At 53.0% G+C, this 19,878-nt stretch carries 16 protein-coding genes; 12 read left to right on the forward strand and 4 right to left on the reverse strand.

What is annotated here, in order from left to right:
- Positions 1 to 144 precede the first annotated feature (144 nt).
- Entirely contained in the window at positions 145 to 687 is a 543-nt protein-coding gene (locus QWY20_RS15250) for an AlwI family type II restriction endonuclease (protein WP_330129862.1), read from the forward strand.
- 205 nt (positions 688 to 892) lie between these two features.
- Positions 893 to 1,555, forward strand: coding sequence for a hypothetical protein (locus QWY20_RS15255; RefSeq protein ID WP_330129863.1), 663 nt, complete (start codon positions 893 to 895; stop codon positions 1,553 to 1,555).
- Positions 1,556 to 1,655: 100 nt separating this feature from the next.
- Here QWY20_RS15255 and QWY20_RS15260 read toward each other — a convergent pair whose 3' ends face one another.
- Entirely contained in the window at positions 1,656 to 3,032 is a 1,377-nt protein-coding gene (locus tag QWY20_RS15260; RefSeq protein WP_330129864.1) for a M24 family metallopeptidase, read from the reverse strand.
- 293 nt (positions 3,033 to 3,325) lie between these two features.
- On the opposite strand from QWY20_RS15260, the gene QWY20_RS15265 reads away from it, so the two are divergent.
- Positions 3,326 to 5,587, forward strand: coding sequence for a TonB-dependent receptor (locus QWY20_RS15265; RefSeq protein WP_330129865.1), 2,262 nt, complete (start codon positions 3,326 to 3,328; stop codon positions 5,585 to 5,587).
- A gap of 54 nt (positions 5,588 to 5,641) precedes the next feature.
- Here the strand turns inward: QWY20_RS15265 and QWY20_RS15270 are convergent, their stop codons facing one another.
- Both QWY20_RS15270 and QWY20_RS15275 read right to left on the reverse strand, forming a co-directional pair.
- Positions 5,642 to 6,502, reverse strand: a complete 861-nt coding sequence (locus QWY20_RS15270; protein WP_330129866.1) for a prohibitin family protein — start codon at positions 6,500 to 6,502, stop codon at positions 5,642 to 5,644.
- Between the two features lie 287 nt (positions 6,503 to 6,789).
- On the reverse strand, positions 6,790 to 7,227 hold the full coding sequence (locus QWY20_RS15275) for an OsmC family protein (protein ID WP_330129867.1): 438 nt from the start codon (positions 7,225 to 7,227) through the stop codon (positions 6,790 to 6,792).
- Positions 7,228 to 7,461: 234 nt separating this feature from the next.
- On the opposite strand from QWY20_RS15275, the gene QWY20_RS15280 reads away from it, so the two are divergent.
- From QWY20_RS15280 to QWY20_RS15315, 8 genes are all read left to right on the forward strand, one after another.
- Positions 7,462 to 7,878 carry a hypothetical protein gene (locus tag QWY20_RS15280; RefSeq protein WP_330129868.1) on the forward strand — a complete coding sequence of 139 codons (417 nt, stop codon included), beginning with the start codon at positions 7,462 to 7,464 and terminating at the stop codon, positions 7,876 to 7,878.
- 111 nt (positions 7,879 to 7,989) lie between these two features.
- Entirely contained in the window at positions 7,990 to 8,544 is a 555-nt protein-coding gene (gloA, locus tag QWY20_RS15285) for a lactoylglutathione lyase (protein WP_330129869.1), read from the forward strand.
- A 55-nt stretch (positions 8,545 to 8,599) separates the two neighbouring features.
- Positions 8,600 to 10,282: a methyltransferase domain-containing protein gene (locus tag QWY20_RS15290; protein ID WP_330129870.1), complete on the forward strand. Its 1,683-nt coding sequence runs from the start codon at positions 8,600 to 8,602 to the stop codon at positions 10,280 to 10,282.
- Between the two features lie 99 nt (positions 10,283 to 10,381).
- Positions 10,382 to 11,002 carry a DUF642 domain-containing protein gene (locus tag QWY20_RS15295; RefSeq protein WP_330129871.1) on the forward strand — a complete coding sequence of 207 codons (621 nt, stop codon included), beginning with the start codon at positions 10,382 to 10,384 and terminating at the stop codon, positions 11,000 to 11,002.
- A 252-nt stretch (positions 11,003 to 11,254) separates the two neighbouring features.
- Positions 11,255 to 13,108, forward strand: a complete 1,854-nt coding sequence (locus QWY20_RS15300; protein WP_330129872.1) for a GGDEF domain-containing protein — start codon at positions 11,255 to 11,257, stop codon at positions 13,106 to 13,108.
- A gap of 115 nt (positions 13,109 to 13,223) precedes the next feature.
- Positions 13,224 to 15,290: a S9 family peptidase gene (locus tag QWY20_RS15305; RefSeq protein WP_330129873.1), complete on the forward strand. Its 2,067-nt coding sequence runs from the start codon at positions 13,224 to 13,226 to the stop codon at positions 15,288 to 15,290.
- A gap of 147 nt (positions 15,291 to 15,437) precedes the next feature.
- Positions 15,438 to 16,067, forward strand: coding sequence for a hypothetical protein (locus tag QWY20_RS15310; protein WP_330129874.1), 630 nt, complete (start codon positions 15,438 to 15,440; stop codon positions 16,065 to 16,067).
- Between the two features lie 12 nt (positions 16,068 to 16,079).
- Entirely contained in the window at positions 16,080 to 16,322 is a 243-nt protein-coding gene (locus tag QWY20_RS15315) for a hypothetical protein (RefSeq protein ID WP_330129875.1), read from the forward strand.
- Between the two features lie 71 nt (positions 16,323 to 16,393).
- On the opposite strand, the gene katG is transcribed toward QWY20_RS15315, so the two are convergent.
- Complete coding sequence (gene katG / locus QWY20_RS15320; RefSeq protein ID WP_330129876.1) at positions 16,394 to 18,580, reverse strand: catalase/peroxidase HPI; 2,187 nt, start codon at positions 18,578 to 18,580, stop codon at positions 16,394 to 16,396.
- Positions 18,581 to 18,918: 338 nt separating this feature from the next.
- On the opposite strand from katG, the gene QWY20_RS15325 reads away from it, so the two are divergent.
- The gene (locus tag QWY20_RS15325; protein WP_330129877.1) at positions 18,919 to 19,848 is read left to right on the forward strand and encodes a chemotaxis protein CheV; all 930 of its coding nucleotides are present in this window, start codon (positions 18,919 to 18,921) and stop codon (positions 19,846 to 19,848) included.
- Positions 19,849 to 19,878 lie beyond the last annotated feature (30 nt).

Below are 19,878 nucleotides of genomic sequence, written 5' to 3' on the forward strand. Positions count from 1 at the left end.
CTAAGCGATCAAGCTAAGTTACTTAGAGCCAACCTCGTCAGCAGCACCAAGGATGTTCAGGAGCAATATGACCTGATTACTACTCGAGGGTCTGATGTACTGGATAGGCCATTAATGTATGAATGGAATACATGACGTGCTCTGGTGCTAATAAATGATGCGATGGATATAGTTGGTAATTATATTGTCGACTTTGATGGTTATCCTGTATCGACAGCAGCAGGCAACAAGCCTGATATAGAGGCAGAATATAAGGACTTTCATTTAATAGTTGAAGTGACATTGAGCGCAGGGCAAAAGCAATACGAAATGGAAGGCGAGTCAATATCCAGACACTTAGGTATGAAGCAAAAAAGGCTGGTAGAAGAGGGTAACTTTAAGCCTGTTTTTGGCGTATTTGTTGCTGAGAAAATTAACGACAACGTCGTAAATTACCTTCTTACACAAGCGCGCTTTGCTAGTAAAGCCTACGGCGGTAAGGTGCGAATTGTGCCGCTGAAAAGATCTATGTTTGAAAAGTTAATGATTTCCAGTGTGACAAATACGCACTTTACAAGCCGTGTACTGTTTGATTTTTTTACTGCTGTTTTTTCAGATGAAATATTAAGAAACTTTGAATTTACCGATGAGGATTGGCTGGGACATATATCTGAGTGCCTGGATGAATTTGGTGCTGTTATCGCGTAGCATGCTGTTAAATTTACATTTCAGTATTTTTGAGTAACACTGAGTGTACACATTGTTCCATTGAGCACTTGGTATGCTGATCTGTAGAGACAAAATTTCGCTAAGCTCTGATGCCATTTTTGATTGTGGCACCTGCAGCCGATGCTTACCCCATTCGAAGTTTCATTATCCATTTAACCGTGATCTAGAGAACTCGCAGCATTTAGTGAATGAGCTAAAGCTAAAGATAGAACAACACTCAAATCTAACTTGTAAAGAACCAGAGCAGACAAAAAAACCCGATATAAGGGTTGTTGATGTGAGTTCAGGAGATTTGCTGATTTGTCGGGTTGAAGCTAAGTTTCTTCAGGGCAAGGCTTTCGTTAAGTCGTCTAAAATCGTACGTCTACGCCCGAAAGAAACGTTGGTGATCGATGAACCAAAGCTTTTACATTATTTTTCATGCAAAGACGCTGACCTGAAAAAATACCGAAGAAATGTGCCTTTGTTTGTTGTCTGGATGTTTAACCGGCCTTGCGATGACATCGGCGGCATCACGGTATTTCAAGAAATAGACAAATTAAGAAAAATACATGCTGAGCATCCCTATCGACGGCATGATCGAGGGACGGCAAGCAATGATTTTGTTGCAGGTGTCAAAAGAGGGATTACTGCCAAATACCACTTTTCTATCAAAGAGACGAGGCCAATCGAAGATCTTTTACCGGCAATCGCCCAAGCTGAACGCTCAGCCAAAACAGCAGCGCAAAGTCATGCCGTGACTGCGGAGCAAAGACACCATCCCCGCTGTGCTGATTGTTGTGAAACATTTACTCCCAAATTCCCCGGAGCAAAGCTTTGTCTGCAATGTTGGAGACAAAGACAGTAGATTGGTTACTTTTCTTGCACATCGGCTAAAAACGCCAGTTCTCCGTTTACGTGATTCAAAGGAAGCTGGCGAGCCGTTGCTCACCAGTGACCATGTACCATCACCGTACCAAATGCCACTCCGTCTGCCGCCCGGCCAGATAAATCACCCGCTGCCCATCAAAGTAAGCACTTTGCTCCAGCATAATCTGAATGGTTTGATTGCCCCATTCCGGCAAAGGCTGTTTGATATTGCCTTCAATCGCATAGGCCGTATTTGGATAGAGTGGCCAGTCACCATTCACTGCGGTAGGTCCCTGATTATCCCACATGCCAATGGTGGGCCCTGGCGCATGGCCAAAAAAGCCAATCGGGTGGGTGTAGGTGCTGCTGTTAAGTCCTGCAGCCTTGCTGGCTGTCTGGGTTGCCGCCAGGATTTCATTACCGCTACGACCGGTTTTAAATTCGGCGGTGAGGATATCCTGCCAGCGGTTGCCCTGGCGCAGTGCATCGCGCAGACCTTGCGGCGCCTCGGTTTCATCGAGCTTCAGCACATAGGCCATTTCCTGAGTATCGGTACACATTTTTAAGTAGCAAATGCCAACATCGGTATGTAGCACATCGCCCCGTTGAATCACCCCTTGGTTGATGCTGCAAAACGGTTGCTCATCGCTGCAGCTTTCCCCCTGACGCTGAAAAGTGACATACGGCATAAACCAAATGGGCAGGCCCAAATCCTCAAAGCGTTGCCGCAAGTACCAGGCGACATCGTCGGTGGTGGTCACGCCAGGGGTAATCACCCGTGAGCTAAAGCCCTCCGCAATAACGCCGCGCGCCAAGCCAACCGCATGCGCATACACACTAAGCTCGGCCTCGGTGCGGGTTTCCAGCCAGCGCAGCACCAGGTTCTCGGCCGGCTCCAGCCGTTGCTGATACTGTTCTGGCAGCACGGCCAGCAGTCGCTGATGCATGCCCTTGGTCAGGCCATCGGCTTCCGGCCAGTGTTTTGAGACATTGATGCCGATGCGTTTAGGATCTTTTGCCACAATAAGATCCGCCAGTGCCTGCCACTGCTCGTCCAAATCGCCGCCAGACCAGACCGACTCATAAGGCGCCCCAAACGGATAGGTATTCACCGATAGTTTCTCCACCTGACCATCTGCCAGCCGGTTAAAAATCAGCATGGTGGTCCGTCGTGCCGCAAAGGTAGGCTGGGGAACTAAGCTAAAAAACACCGGATCTTCCACGTATTCGCGGTTAATGACCAACCACATATCAAGCTCTGTCTCGGCCATCAGCGCAGGCAGCAGGCTGCTCAAGCGCTCGTTCACCATGGCATTTTCCGGTGCAATGCGATCGCGGTGAGCGAGCACACTGAATTGATCAGCCGATGCAATCACCCGCCCCTGTGCAGGCGTTTCGGTGACAGCCTGAGCAGATTGAACACAAAGGCCAAGCAGCAAGCTGGCAACCAGCATGGGTATTTTCGCTTTAAACATGAAGGGCATATCCTTGGTAGTGTTAGCACGATAACTTTTATTCTTAACACACTTTGGTGGCGGGGCAAACTGGCTTTGTGCCACTTGGGCGATAAGTTGTCTCAGCTGTCGGGGGCAAGCCTATTGCAGTTGAACCAAGGCCCTCAGCAGAGTTTGCGTACCATCCTGCTAGCACAAGAGTGCGACACTTTGTCGCATTACCTTTTGGCTTCAAAGTACCTACCATAGCCGCTATCTCTTGTTGCAGCGCAGCGAACCTGCTTTGCTGCCGCTATTTTTTCGGTGAGCCTACTATGTCGACTGTTATTTCCTCGCATCACTTTGCGCTGGCCCCGCTGACGGTGGCCATCTGCCTTGGTTGCCTTGCGGCCCATCCGGCTGCGGCTTCCGAGCAGGGCGTTGAACGAATTCGTATCGAAGGCCAGCAGCCGCTGCGCGGCACGCAGCAGCAACAACTGGATGAAGCCGCCATTCAAAAACAGCTTGCCGCGACCAGCGACACTGCCAGCTTACTGGCCATGCTGGCCGGGGTTAGTGTGCAGCAAGCGGGGGCGGTCTCCGGTTTGCCGGTGATCCGCGGCCTGGCTGATGACAGGCTCAGGGTAAAAGTGGATGGCATGGATCTGATTTCGGCTTGCCCGAATCACATGAACCCGCCGCTGTCCTACATGGCACCTACCGATGTGGGGCGCATCACCGTCTTTGCCGGCATCAGCCCGGTCAGTCTGGGCGGCGACAGCATTGGCGGCAGCATCATCAGTGAGTCCAAAGCCCCGGTATTTAGCTCTGAAGCCAGCTTTGCCGGGGAAATCGGATCTTTTTACCGCAGCAACAATCAGGCCCGTGGGGCCAACATTAAGCTGGATTACAGCAGCGCCGCGCTTTTTGCCAGTTATAGCGGCAACTGGAGTCGCGGCAAAAATAACCGTGCTGCAGCGGATTTTAAAACCCTCGAAGCCACCGGTCGGCCAAACCATAGCCTGCCGCTGGACGAAGTTGGCTCCAGCGCCTATGAAACGCAAAATCACAGTCTGCGGCTGGCGCTTACTACCCGGCAGGATGTCATCGATCTGCAACTGGGCTACCAGAACATGCCCAGCCAACTGTATCCCAACCAGCGGATGGATCTGCTGGATAACCAACAGCGGCGTATTAATCTGAGCTGGGATCGCAGCACGCCTTGGGGCCAGCTACACAGCCGTATCTATCATGAAAGTGTCGAGCACTTTATGGATTTCGGGCCAGACAAGCAGTTCTGGTACGGCAGCAATGCGATGGGCGGGCAGCCTTGCGACCCCATTCGTTTTCATGGTGATCCTAACGGGACCTGTGCCGCCGGCATGCCGATGCACTCTGATGCCGACACCTTGGGCTTTCGGCTCAGTGCCGAGTTGGAGCGCTCCGCGACCGATAGCATTCGCCTGGGAGTAGAGTACCAGCAGTTCCGACTGGACGACTACTGGACGGCCTCCGGTGGGGGTATGGGCCCGGGTACGTTCTTAAATATCAATGATGGCAAACGTGATCGCCGGGCCCTGTTTGCCGAGCATGAGCTGCAAGCCTCCGCTGCTTGGGTGCTGCTGTATGGTGTGCGGTTGGAGTCGGTATTGCGGGATGCCAGCCCGGTGCAAGGCTATTCCACGGCGATGAATGCGCCAGGCATGCAGCTGATGAATGCCGCGGCCTTTAATCAGGCCGAGCGCCGAATCACCGACAACAATCTGGATCTGACGGTGCTAAGCCGCTATGCGGTCAACCGGAACTGGCAACTGGAGCTGGGAGCCGCCCAAAAAGTGCGCAGCCCTAACTTGTATGAAACCTATCCCTGGTCGTTCTGGCCGATGGCCGCTTCGATGAACAATTTGGTGGGCGATGGCAATGGTTATGTGGGTAACCTGGCGCTCAAACCGGAGAAAGCCCAGACCGTCTCAGCCAGCCTGAGCTGGCTGAGCGACAATCAGCTGCATCAAGTCAGTCTGAATGCCTACCATACCCGGGTGAAAGATTTTATCGATGCGGCGGCTGCCAACGCCAACTGGCAAGCTGGCCAGTTCAATGTTCTGCAGTACCAAAACCAGGCAGCACGCCTGCAGGGGTTGGATTTCACCGCGGCCACTCAGTTGGCAGTCAATGCCAGTGGCCTGTGGCAACTGCATGGCAACATCAGCTATCTGGATGCCAAAAATACCGACACGCAAGATGGCCTTTACCAAACGCTGCCATGGCAAGCTCGCTTTAGTCTGCAGCAGCAACTGGCCGGCTGGGACAACAGCCTGGAGTGGCAGCTGGTCTCGGGCAAGCAGCGCTTATCCAGCATTCGCAATGAAGTGGATACCGCCGGTTATGGCCTGCTTAACCTTCGGCTTAGCCACAGCTGGCAGAGGTTGCGGCTGGATCTTGGGGTAGAAAACCTGCTGAACAAATTTTACACCTTACCGGCCGGTGGCAGCTATGTTGGTCAGGGCACTACCATGTCGCTGAACGGGGTCCCCTTTGGCATTGGCGTGCCTGGTATGGGGCGCTCTGTTTATGCTGGTATGCAGCTGAGTTTTTAGGATTCGCTCACAAGCGGCGGGCCCATATCGGGCACGCCGCCTGCGCTGCATCCATTACTTATTGGCTTCAATAAAAGGCACGGTCGCGTTTGGCAGCATGGTGGTAGGCAGTCTGCCATCCCAACGCTCTGCTTTTACCAGTTCCACCAACAGTGGGTTATTGGCAAGCGCCGCGGCCCGCTCGCGAATGGCTTCCGCCTCGGCGTTACCGCGTAGCCGGATGCTGTCGGCTTCGGCCTGGGCCTGAGCCCGCACCCGATCCGCTTCGGCTGCAGCCCGGGTTCGCACGATATCGGCTTCCACCCGCTCACGCTCCAGGTTTTGCCGCTCACGCTCAACGGCCACTTCTGCCAGCATGCGCTGTTCGACGCTTTCTTCATAGGCCGCACTGAAGGACACATCTTCCACCTGCACACCCAGAATAATCACAGGCCCGGTGACCGACCGTTGCACCGCTTGCGCCATTTCCAAATTCAACCGGCCACGCTCACGAATAGAGGTGGCGGCATTGAACTGTCCCAGTACGGTTTTGGCTTCTTCCAGCACAATCCGTGTCACCTGGCGGTCAATCAGCGCCTGGCGGGTACCAAAATTCCGGTACACTTCATCCACCCGGCTGCTGTCGATCTGGTAGCGTACCGACAGGTTCATTACCGCCGGTTGCTGGTCATTACTGTAGGCTTCCATATTGCGGTACAGCTCTACCTGCTCTTGCACTGAAATTTTACGCACGCTGTCGATCACCGGCAGTTTAAAATGCAAACCCGGCTCGGCCACGTGAATCAGGCTGCCGTAACGGATGACCACGCCACGCTCACCTTCATCCACCGTGTAGAAACTGCCGACTGCAAACAGCAGGATGAGAACACCCAATGCCGCCGCAGCAGCGGTAAAAATGTTTTTATTTTTTGCCATTATTGATCGTCCTTCTTCTTCTTTGACTTGCCGCTGATGATTTCATAGGCCTTAATCGAGCCCAGAATCACCAGAACTAACACAACAAAAAAGCCAATCAGTGATAATCCAAATCCCATAGCTCGCTCCTTCAAAAACAAGAACAGCTATGATAACGGGGTTTTCAGGCAAAATAACAGGTTTTAACGCATAAACTGCAACAGCTTGTTACAGCTTTTCGCTGTCACTTGTAACAAGGTAGACGGCTACACCAGCTGCAGCCGTGCAAAAAAGGAGAGGGGAAGGGGCTAAGGCGCCAGGCTATGCATCACTTCAGTACCATGCAGCAGGTTGTCGTGCAGCGGGCAGCGGGCGCAGACTTCATCCAGAAACTGCTGCTTTTCTGCATCCGTTAAATCGGCATCAATGCTGGCGCTAATACGGATTTGCGAAAAACCTACCCGGTCATCGCTCGGCTTGCCCATCAGGCCGGCCGGGTTGTAATCACCTTCCACCGTGATTTGCATGCTGCGCAGGGTAATTTTTTGCTGAAAAGCCGCAATGCGGCCAATGGTGCCAATGCAGCCACCGACCGCGAATAGCATCATTTGCAACGGCGTGGGCCCGGTGCCAGTGCCTTTGGCTGCAACCGGCTGGTCAATCATCACTTTGTGGCCATCAATGTCTGCGGCGATTGCAAAGCCATCGGCCATATTGGCCTGTACGGTTACGGTTTTATTGCTCATAAAGTTATCCTTAGCCTTGATTACAAAAGCCCTAGCATAACGGTTGCGGCGAAGGTGTATATGCGACAGATCAAATTCAGGCTCATTAAATTAATTTATTCTAATTTAAGTCGCGGATCAACGCTGCTGTAGCAAAACAGAGACAAGCTTTTGGCTAAAAGTTGTGTTCAGATCAAAGCAAGCCCGGTTCGTTTTGCTAATCTAATAGTCTGGGTTTCAAATAGGAAGAGTAGCATGCCTACCACCAAGTTTACCCTCTGGCGCGAGCAGCGCGTGCTATTGGCGCGTGTCAAAGGCAGTTGGAACCGTCTCACTGCCGAGGATTTCAGTACCCAGTTTAAAGCCGAGGCGGCTCCCTTGTGCAACCAGCCTTGGGCGCACATCGTCTACCTGGACGACTGGCAACTGGGTGTGCCGGAAATGGAGCCCGTGATTCAGGATCTGGTGGGCTGGTGCATCCAACACCAACTGCGTTACGTTGCACAGGTCTACTGCCCCAGCATGATCAAAAAATACCAGCTCGACAAAATGATTCGCGACAGCAGCCCCGGCTTTGAAAAGCGGGTTTACCCGTCCGAGCAAGAAGCCTTTGCCTGGTTGGTATCAGTGGGCTTTGGCACCGACTCTGCCAGCTTGCAGCAAGCCGGTTAGCGTGCAGCAAATCATCCAACCAAGATAGGAACAGCGCGGCGCACAAGGGGGACAAAATCTGCTAAGCTGGCAGCCTGATTGTTTATTCTTGCTACTTAGAAGGAGCCAGCTATGAGCCGCCACTTAGAAAGCGCCCCCGGCCTGTGCGAGCAGCGCGATCCGGCCACCAACGACTTTGTCTTTAACCAAACCATGCTGCGCATTAAAGATCCGGCCGTTAGCCTGGACTTCTACACCCGGGTGCTCGGCATGACATTGGTACGCAAGCTGGATTTCCCCGAAATGACCTTTTCGCTGTTCTTCCTGGCCGCACTGAGCGAGCAAGAAACACAGCAGTGGTCCAAAGATACCGACGAGCGCACCATCCAAACCTTCAGCCGCCCGGCCATGCTGGAGCTCACCTGGAACTGGGGCAGCGAAAACGACGACAACTGCCAGTACCACAACGGCAACGACGAACCCAAAGGCTTCGGCCACATCGGCTTCGCCGTGCCCGATCTAACCGCCGCCTGCCAGCGTTTTGAAGCGCTGGGCGTGTCTTTTGTGAAAAAACCAGCCGATGGCAAAATGAAAGACATCGCCTTTATCCGCGACCCGGATGGCTATTGGATTGAGATTTTTGAGCCTGCTCGGTTGCCTGAGGGGTTGGCTGAGTTTTTGGGGTGAGTTCTTTTGGGCATAGTATTTAGTTTTTTACCTCACATGGGTAAGCCGTGCTGTTATGAGTAAAAATGTTGATATCTATCACAGGCAGGCAAAGCTGTTTGCAGCTCAGTACGATGCGCTGAGTTTTGAGCAAGTACATGCGTGTTGGCAGTCGTTTTGGCCCAAAGAACAGCTGGTGCTGGATATTGGCGCTGGCAGTGGCCGAGACGCTCAATGGCTCTCTCGGCAGGGGTGTCAGGTGATAGCTGTCGAGCCAGCTAATGATTTGTTGCAGTTGGGCAAGCTAAAAACAGCTGAGCAAGTTAAGTGGCTGCAAGACAGCTTGCCTGAGCTTAAGGTGGTTTATCAGCTCAATCTCCAGTTCCAGACTATTTTACTCAGTGCTGTGTGGATGCATATTTTGCCGTCTGATCGTGAGCGAGCTTTTCGGAAAATTACTAATTTACTGGCACCTGGTGGCCGTTTTGTTTTAAGCCTGCGCTATGGCAGTTTCAGTGACAATCGGGTGGCTTACCCAGTGGGTATTGATGAAGTTTCTGACTTGGCGAAGAAGTTTGGTTTGGTTGTTCGTTATGTCAGTGCGCGCACAGCAGACAGTGGCGGGCGGAATGATGTTGAGTGGCAAACTTTAGTTCTTGAGTTGCCTGATGATGGCAGCGGTAGCCTAAGCAAGGTCCGGCATATTGTTGTGAATGACAACAAATCGTCTACTTACAAGTTGGCCTTGCTCCGCACTTTGGTGCGTATAGCTGATGCGCACCCTGGCGCCGTTGTTGATAAACAAGATGGAACTGTGGCTATCTCCCTTGGTTTGGTGGCGCTTTATTGGATCCGTTTATTTAAGCGTCTGGTTGACAACAATATCCAGCAAAACTCTGATCCTGCGAAAGGGTTAGGGTTTGTTAAAGCAAACGGCTGGGACTTACTAAGTCATCTGACGGCTGATGATTTCGCTATCGGTAACTTTTACACTGGCCAGGATGCTCTAGCTCTGCAGCAGTTAATGGTTGATACATTGGCTACTATCAAAGCCGGACCAGTGACTTATATCTGGCAAGGGCACAGAGATAACCGCTTGTTTGCCATCGAGCGCTCCAAGGTGAAGCGACAGAGCTCTGTATTGCTGGATAAAACCTTTCTTGATAGTTTTGGTCGCTTCATTTTAAAAGATGATATGTGGCATTGCTTTCGCCAGTACGGCTGTTGGATTGAGCCTTTATTGGTGCAGCAATGGATTGCTGAAATGCAAAAGTATGAGCGGAACCAACAACAGCAGATATCACTGGATACATACCATCATCAACTGCGTTGGTTAGAGCATCAACACGACACGGCTATGGTTCGAAAGAAGGTAGAACAGTTGCGCCAACAAGGCATAGATGTCTGTAGCGTTTGGAGTGGTGATCGGCTTTACAGTTATGACATTGATCATTGTGTTCCCTTCAGCTACTGGCCAAATAATGACCTGTGGAATTTACTTCCGGCCAGTACAAAAGAAAATAGGCAAAAACGTGATCGACTTCCGAGTCAGTTGAGGCTTAAATCCTCAAGCTGGTTTATTATCGAGTGGTGGCAACAAGCCTGGCAGAGCGAGACAGAACAGCGGCGTTTTTTTACAGAGGCGAGTTTGTCGCTGCCAAACCTCTCCGAGGAATGCCAAGATTTTGATGAAGTTTTTGATGCACTGCAGTACCAGGTGCTTGGTGTGAAACAGCGACTTCAGATGGGCGAATGGTAATAACCCCCTGATTAACAAAGCTGATTAATTTTTGTTCCGCTGGCATTTGTTAACTGGTACAATGAGCGTGTTTTTCAACCGCATATTTGAGGGATCAAAATGTCTTTAGCACTTGTTCGTACCGTAGTAGGTGCTGCTGTATTGGCAATGGCCAGTTTTAGCAGCCAGGCGTCGTTGATCGTAAACGGCGATTTTGAAGCCAACCCGATTAACCCCAACTCCTGGACCTGGATGCCATCCAGCCAAGTTCCAGGCTGGCAGGGCAGCAACATCGAAATCTGGAACTCGATGAATGGCGTGCAGGCGGTGACCGGCAACCACTTTATTGAGCTGAATGCGCATGGCAGCAATCAGGGCGCCTGGTCGATTTACCAGAGCTTTGAAACCCTGGTGGGTCAGAGCTATGAGCTGAGTTTTTATTACCGTGCCCGTAACGGTAGCAATGAACAGTTTGAAGTGACGGTGGCGAACTTGAGCCAAACGCTGAACGATCACACCAACCAAGGCTGGAGCTTCTTTAGCAGCAGCTTTATTGCCACCGATACCAGCACCACCTTGCGGTTCACTTCGCACAACACCGGCACCATCGGCAACTTTCTTGATGGTGTGAGTGTGGTGGCTCAACAGAGTACTGCTGCTGTTTCAGCCCCTGCAACCTGGGGGGTGCTGGCATTAGGTTTGTTGGCTTTAGGAGCAGTGCGGCGCACCGCTCAGCGTTAAACTCAATCAGCCAGTTGTACTTTCAAAAGCCACTTACTGTGGCTTTTGTTGTTCATGGTGTTCCAGCATGTGTCCGGCAGATGCAGTATAACCGGTTACTTTCAGGTGAATGACGTCTTTCTGCTCTTTTCAGCTTGCAATGCAGTCGCATAGCTGGCTAGATTATAGAAACGAACCTCATGGATAGGAGTTTGATTGATGCATTCGTAGGTGGCTGCTGCCATCGCCTGTTGGTTGAGAGAAGGATCTGCTATGTATCGTGTTTTTGTTGTTTTCTTTCTGACTGTGCTGTCCTGGCACAGCTTTGCTGAGCGTGTTCCCCGCATTGAGCAGCAACTGGATGCCGTGATTCAGTGGCCGCTGCGTTTTCCTGATACTGCGCAACTGGCTGTTTGGGAGCAGCAACTTCATGCCAAGTCGGAGTCCGATACCTGGTTCAGGGTGCAAGCCTTGTTGCTGTTGCAGCAGGCGTTGGTGCCACAACAAAAACAGGAAGGCTTTAGTGCCTTGCAGACACTGCTGCGCCAAGCAGAGGCCATGTCTACCGAAGCTCAGCTGGAAGTGCTGAATGCACTGCTGGAGCTGTATTTGCATCACCAGGAGTTTGACGCGGCAGTGGCGCTGCAGCCGCAAGTGCAGGCATTGCTGGAGCAGGATGTAGGCCCCAGGCTGCAATTTCAGCTGCGTCTGCAGTTGGGGCGGGCGCTAAAAGCGAGTGGCCAGCTGGAGCCTGCATTGCAACGCTTTTTGCAGGCACACAATGAAATTGTTTTGCTGGATCTGCAGGGGACTGATTACCGCCGTCAGTACTTGCAGTTGCAATTGGCCCGGATTCAGAGCCGGCTGCAGAATTACCAGTACGCCATTCAAATTGTATCGCAAGCACTGGACGCTGCACAGGCACAGGGGCTGGATGCGCTGCTGCCAGAATTGTACCTGGTACGGGGCGCCGCAGCACAGATGGCTTATGGCACTACAGATCAAGTGATGGCCGATTTTCGTGCCGCTACCACTGTGCGGGACCCGCAGGAACTTGGGCGGGTGCATATGTTGGGTTTTAACAACCTGGGGGCTGTGCATTTGCACCGCCGGGAGTTTGAGCCAGCGCTGACTTATTTGGAGCAGGGTATTGCCATTGCCGAACGGTTGGGCAATGACCGTGAAATCCATGTGATGCGTTTTAATATTGGTTACGTATTGGTACTGCAAGGCCAAACAGACCAGGGATTGCCCATGATGGAGCAGGCGTATGCCGCCTTTGCTGACAAGACCACGCCGGGGACGCAAGGTATTATGCTGGGTCACCTGGCAGATGCGTATCATGAAGCCGGACTTTTTTTACAGGAAAATCAAGTATTGCGACAGCAGCGGCAGATCCGTGATCAGGTGCTGGCGATAGAGCGTGACCGGGTGTTCAGTGAGCTGCAGGTACAGTTTGAAGCCCAGGAGCAGGGGTTGCGCATTCAGCTGCTGGAGCAGGCCAATGCGCTTCGGGATGAGCGCCTGACAAGGGCGCAGCGTGAACGTACTTTGTACATAGGCCTGGTGACCATCTTGTTATTGGGACTGACCGGTGCCTTACTGGCGATTCGGCAGGTACGACGCCTGAATGCTCAATTGGATGATTTGTCGAAACGGGATCCGCTGACACAACTGTTAAATCGCAGGGCTTTATCGGCCATGGGGCACGCCAAAGGCGATCTGCTGGTGTTGCTGGATGTGGATCACTTTAAGCAAATCAACGATCGATATGGGCATGAAAGGGGCGATGCTGTTTTGACCGAGTTGGCCGAGCGCCTGATAACGGCGGTGCGCAAAGACGACCAGGTTTTGCGCTGGGGAGGAGAGGAGTTTCTGCTGATTTTGCGTGGGGTGGGAGAGCATGCCGTTGAGGACAACCTGATCAAATTATGCAATGCCCTACGCTTTGAGCCTATCGCTGAGCTGGAAGTAACCGCCAGCGGTGGTGCGGTGTTGCTGCAGGAAGGACAAGCCATGCAGCAAGCACTGCAACAAGCCGATGCCTTGTTGTATCAGGCCAAGGCACAAGGCCGCAGCCAGATTCACTATCAAGCCAGTGATGGTCTGGTGTCGGTGCTGCGGTAGCGACGATATTGCGGGCGGTAAATGAACGCCTGTAGCCTGCCATTAACCGAGCCTTTTTCCGCTGTCGTTACGGCTGTGCTAAAGTAGCCGGCGGTATAACGACAGAGGATAACCCATGGTTCCTTTCTTCTCCGGCCGCCTGACGGCGGTTCTGACTTTATCGGCCAGCCTGCTGTGGGCTGGCCTGGCCCAGGCCGAGGCGCCAAGGCCACTTACTCCTGAAGACCTGTGGGCGGTACAGCGACCATCGGCCCCGGTGATGGCGCCGGATGGTAAAAGTGCGCTGTACGGTGTGAGCAGCTACAGCATGGAAACCGACCGCGGCACCACAGCCCTGCATTGGCTGAACCTGCAAACTGGCCAAAGCCAACAGCTGACCTTTCCGGCCACTGGCAGCGACAGCGGGGCGGTGTGGCGCCCTGATGGCAGCAAGATTGCCTTTGTGTCGCGCCGTCAGGCCGAGCGCAACCAGATTTTTGTGATGCGGATGGATGGTGGTGAGCCACGCCAGCTGACCGATTTGCCGGTAGCCGTCTCGGCCGTGCAGTGGATGCCGGATGGTCAGAGCCTGGTGTTTATGGCCCAGGTGCCGGCCGATTTTGACGGCGACTTTGCTGCATTGAAAGCGCAGCAAGCTGAAAAGGCCAAATCCAAAGTCTCGGCTTTTGTCACCGAAAACCGTTTGTACCGGCACTGGGATCGCTTCTTAGAGCAAGATGCGTATCCGCGGCTGTTCCGGGTGCAACTGGCGAGCGGCGAAGTGACTGAGCTGACGCCGGGTTGGCAGCGGTATTTCAATATTGGCGGCGGCATCAGCTACGACATCTCGCCCGATGGCCGGCAAATTGCGCTGACGGCCAATACCACAGAGCCCCCTTTTGATGACTTTAAAGCCGATGTGCTGTTGCTGCAAACCGATGGCAGTGGCAGCTACGTTAATCTGAGCGCGGACAATACCGGTCGCGACATCAATCCGGTGTTTAGCCCGGATGGTCGCTACCTGCTGTGGGGCCGTAGCTTGCGCAATGACTTTTACGCCGATCAGATCAATCTGCTGCAGTACGATTTACGCAACGGTCAGAGCCGCATTTTGACCCAGGATTTTGATCACACTCCGGTCAACTGGCAGTATTCGCGCAATGGCCGGCAGATCTTCTTCCAGGCCGATGACAGGGCCATGACCTCCCTGTTTGCCATGCCGGCACGGGGTGGTTCCATTCGTGAAGTGCTGCGAGGCGGTACCAATACTGGCCTGGCTGAAACCGCCGATGGCCGTTTGCTGTTTGTGCACCACGGCCTGACGCAGATGCCGGAGCTGTTCAGTGTGCGCGCTAATGGTCGCGACCGCCGTCAAATCACCCAATTGAATCAGGCGCTGCAAGACAGTATCGACTGGGGTAAGGTCGAGAATGTGACCTATGCTGGTGCCAATGATGCCCCGGTGCAGATGTTTGTGGTCTATCCGCCGAACTTTGATGCCAGCAAAAAGTGGCCGGTACTGAACCTGCTGCACGGTGGTCCGCATGGCTTCTTTGGCGATACCTTTCATTTTCGCTGGAATGCTCAGGTGTTTGCCGCTGCCGGTTACATCACCATTCTGCCCAACTTCCATGGCTCAACCAGCTTTGGCCAGGACTTTGCCATCTCCATTCATGGCGATCATCCCACCATGCCTTTTATCGACTCGGAGCGGGCCATCGACTTTATGCTGCAGCGCCCCTATGTCGATGAAAATCGGCTGGCAGCGGCCGGCGGCAGCTACGGTGGCTACCTGGTGAGCTGGATAGCCGGCCATACCGACCGTTATCAGGCACTGATTAACCATGCCGGGGTCTACAACCTGAAAGGCCAGTTTGCCTCCGATACCACAGCGCAGCGGGTGCATGCCTATGGTGGCGCCCCCTGGGATGGCATGGAGAACGTGCTGCGCTTTAGCCCCTCGATGCATGCGGCCAACTTTAAAACCCCAATGCTGATCATCCATGGTGAGCTGGATTACCGGGTGCCGGTGACCCAGGGTTTTGAAATCTATGGTGTCTACAAAGGCATGGGGCTGGATGCGCGGCTGGTGTACTTCCCGGATGAAAATCACTGGATCTTAAAGCCGAACAACTCGGTGTTCTGGTTCAATGAGTTTACCGGCTGGCTGGACCGCTACTTAGGCCCGGGCCCGAAAGAGTAAGCTTCGCGCAGTAAAAAGCATAAACAAAGCCCCGCCAGTCTCCCGGCGGGGCTTTGTTTGGAAGTATTCGTTGTCGCTGCTGACCTAGCCCGCCATGGATTCCAGCTATAGCAGTGGTTACACAACGCTTTGCAACCATGGTATTTAATGAAACGTAAATTTTGTTTTGGTTGTACGCTTCTCATTTGTTACAATGTGCGCAAATTACTGGTGGTATTTGTGAGGAAAAAAATGAATTCTGCGCACAGCTCGGCTGACAATAAATATCAGAGTTTTAGGGAGCATAGCTTGCATATTGCCGAGGCAACGCTGCCAGCTGGTTTAAAGGGCGTTGTTCAGCTGGATGTGATTAATGCTTTTGCATTGGCGCAAGCCCATCAGTGGGAAGAGAGCCCAAGACGTCATAGCGATGCCAGTTGGTCATGGCGGGAGGGTTTTAAGCAATATGCTTACCGTCACCCTAAGCGGTTTGAACTGGCTATCTGGTTTGCAAAGGCAAAGTTATGTGGCTTAAGTATCGGTAAGCCAACTTTTTCAGGTTCACGATTGCGGCTGGATATTATTGAGGGCGCTCCGGGACAGCATCCTTTGAAGGGGAAGGTCGTCGAACTCACTATCTCAGCGGCTGAGGCTTATGCTGATAGATTGGGTGCAGAGCAAATTCGCATTATGCGGCCAGTAAATGTTGATGTAATCCGCTATTATGAAAAGCATGGTTTTACTTATTTCAACGGCAAAGCCAGCAATGTGCCATCACACTTATGGCGGAATTTGTAGGAGTGCTAGTTCATGACAACTAAGAAACGACCTCCAGCTGATTCGCCTGAACTTGAGCAGTGGTTGCTTGAAAGGGCAAGAGAGCGAACAGAAAAGTTATTCAGTACAGAAATCCCTGAGGAGCTGGCCGATGTGGATAGTGGCCTGATGGCTGGGCCGCGCAGCTGGGATGAACTGATGCCTGAAAAGACCAATGCTGAAGATATAGCCATCGACAAAGCGCATCAGCGCAAGCATCTTAAATCGGTTAAGTGATGTTCTGAACTCCACTGTCCAGATTAGAAAGCCCCGCCAGTCACCTGGCGGGGCTTTTTGTTGGGGTACCGTTACTTCAGATCAAAGCGGTCGTTGTTCATCACCTTGACCCAGGCTTTCACAAAGTCCTGCACAAACTTGGCTTTGTTGTCGTCCTGAGCGTAGACCTCGGCGTAAGAACGCAGGATGGAGTTGGAACCAAACACCAGGTCGACCCGGGTCGCCGTCCACTTGGTGGCACCGGTTTTACGCTCGACGATGTTGTACTGGTTCTTGCCGGTTGGCTCCCATTTGTAGCTCATGTCGGTCAGATTGACGAAGAAGTCATTGCTCAGCACGCCGACTTTGTCGGTGAACACGCCATGCTTGCTGCCGCCATGATTGGTGCCCAGCACCCGCATACCACCCAGCAGCACCGTCATTTCCGGCGCAGTCAGGCCCATCAATTGAGCACGATCCAACATCATTTCTTCCGGCTTCACGCTGTAATCGGCTTTGAGCCAGTTGCGGAAGGCATCGTGCAAGGGCTCCAGCACATCGAACGACTCGGCATCGGTCATCTCCTGCGTGGCATCGCCACGGCCGGGTGCGAACGGTACTGTGATGTTGACACCTGCGTCTTTGGCCGCTTTTTCCACTGCCGCACTGCCACCCAGTACAATCAAGTCGGCCATGCTGACTTTCTTACTCAATGACGCCTGAATGGCTTGCAGTACCTTCAGCACTTTTTGCAGCCGCTCCGGCTCGTTGCCGGCCCAGTCTTTTTGCGGCGCTAGCCGGATGCGGGCACCATTGGCACCGCCTCGGTAGTCCGAACCCCGGAACGTCCGGGCGCTGTCCCAGGCGGTCGCGACCAGCTCGGATACCGATAAGCCACTGGCCAGCACTTTGGCTTTCAGCTCGCTGATTTCGGCTTCGGTCAGGGTGTAATCGGCTTTAGGTACCGGGTCCTGCCAAATCAAATCTTCTTTCGGGACATCCGGCCCTAAATAACGGCTTTTCGGTCCCAGATCGCGGTGGGTCAGTTTGAACCAGGCGCGGCGGAAGGTCTCGGCAAAGTACTCCGGATCTTGGTAGAAGCGCTCGGAGATTTTGCGGTAGTCCGGGTCCATCTTCATTGCCATATCGGCATCGGTCATGATGGGGTTGTGGCGCTTGGATGGATCTTCGGCATCCGGTACCTTGTGCTCTTCTTTAATGTTGACCGGCTCCCACTGCCAGGCACCGGCTGGGCTCTTTTTCAGCTCCCAGTCGTAGTTCAGCAGCAGCTCAAAATAGCCGTTGTCCCATTGTGTTGGGTTGCTGGTCCAGGCGCCTTCCAGGCCGCTGGTGACCGCATCGCGGCCAACTCCACGGGTTTTGTGGTTCATCCAGCCAAAGCCTTGCTCATGAAGTTCGGCGCCCTCAGGTGCCGGGCCTAAATTGGCGGCATCGCCATTGCCGTGAGCTTTACCGACGGTATGACCACCTGCGGTCAGCGCCACGGTTTCTTCATCGTTCATTGCCATGCGCTGGAAAGTCACCCGCACGTCGTGCGCGGTTTTCAAAGGATCGGGCTTGCCATCCACCCCTTCCGGGTTGACGTAAATCAGGCCCATCATCACAGCGGCCAGTGGGTTTTCCAGATCACGTTCACCCGAGTAACGGCTACCTTCGCTGCCGGATGGTGCCAGCCATTCTTTTTCCGAGCCCCAGTAGGTATCTTTTTCCGGGTGCCAAATGTCTTTGCGGCCACCGCCAAACCCAAAGGTTTTTAAACCCATCGACTCATAAGCCATGTTGCCGGCCAGAATCATCAGATCAGCCCAGGACAGCTTGTTGCCATACTTTCTTTTGATGGGCCACAGTAAGCGACGGGCTTTGTCCAGGTTGCCGTTATCCGGCCAGCTGTTTAACGGCGCAAAGCGCAGGTTGCCGGTGCCCGCACCACCCCGGCCATCGGCAATCCGGTAACTGCCGGCGCTGTGCCAAGCCATGCGGATAAACAAACCACCGTAGTGGCCCCAGTCGGCTGGCCACCAGTCCTGGCTGTCGGTCATCAGGGCTTTGAGGTCAGTTTTTACCGCTTCGAGATCGAGCGATTTGAAGGCTTCGGCGTAGTTAAAGTCGTTACCGAGAGGGTCGGTTTTGCTGTCGTGCTGGTGCAAAATATCGAGATTGAGGGCTTTGGGCCACCAGCTCATCACATTATCAGTGGCGGCCGTATTGGCGCCGTGCATCACCGGGCATTTACCGGTGTTTTGATTACTCTTGTCCATGCATCACTCCTTGTTCAGGTTGGTTTTACTGAGCGTACTGCAGGTACTCACGCTTAAGCTGTATCAACTATAGACAGCAAACTACTGTTCCGAAAGTAACTTTTCCTGAACGACTTAATCGATTTTATTGATTCAAAGTTTGATTTTTAGTCTGCTACCGCTATATGCTTGCTGAGCACACCAAATAAAGGTACCACTTCTGCCAACAGACCAAACCAAACCGGCAAAGGGCAGGTAAAAGCTACAGGAAAAGGCTACACTTAAGCATGATCTGAAACAGTGTTAGTTGCTGAAGTTCAGTTATACTCTAAATAACAGGCCCGTAAGATGGAGTTCTCATGAGTAAATTTATGGCATCGGTGGATCAGCGTACCAATTTGGTCGGGCAGAACCGGCTGGAGCTGCTGATTTTCCGGCTGAACGGTGAGCAGCCCTATGGCATCAATGTGTTTAAAGTTCGGGAAGTGCTGCAGTGTCCCCAACTCACCGAAATGCCGGGCGCTTCGCCACATGTGCGGGGTATCGCCCATTTGCGTGGAGAGGCGATCACGGTCATCGACTTAAGCCAGGCAACCGGCGGGCCGGCTATCCAGGATTTGAAAAAAGCCTTTATTTTGGTGACTGAATACAACAGAACCACTCAGGGCTTTCTGGTCGGTGGGGTGGATCGCATTGTCAATATCAACTGGGAGCAAATCAGCCCTCCGCCAAAAGGGGCTGGCCGAAATCATTACCTCACCGCTGTTACCAAGGTGGATGACCGCCTGGTGCAGGTGATTGATGTGGAAAAAGTCTTTGCTGAAATTTCACCGCCGGATGAAGAAGTCAGCGAAAGTTTGAAAAAAGAAGCGGCTCAGATGAATCTGGCCGATTTAGTCGTGCTGGTGGCCGATGACTCGGCGGTCGCCCGTGGCCAGGTGAAGCGCGCACTTACCTCCATTGGTGTGAATATTGAGCTGGTGAATGATGGCAAGCAGGCACTGCAGTGGCTGGAGAAAAAAGCCAAAGAGCTGGGAGGGGATATCTCGAAAAAAGTGCCGCTGCTGATTTCTGATATCGAAATGCCGGAAATGGATGGCTATACCCTGACGGCTCAGGTGAAAGCCAACCCGGATCTTCGCAATATGCATGTGGTGCTGCACTCGTCGCTGAGCGGGGTCTTTAACGAGGCCATGGTCAAGAAAGTCGGCGCCGACCAGTTTATTGCCAAATTCCACCCGGATGAGCTGGCTGCAGCCGTGGAACACTGGATGAAGGCGGATAGCTGACTTGCGGCGTGGAAGTTTGCTGGTGACGAT

The organism is Alkalimonas cellulosilytica (assembly GCF_036325985.1).
In the GTDB taxonomy this organism is placed as follows: Bacteria; Pseudomonadota; Gammaproteobacteria; order Enterobacterales; family Alteromonadaceae; genus Alkalimonas; species Alkalimonas cellulosilytica.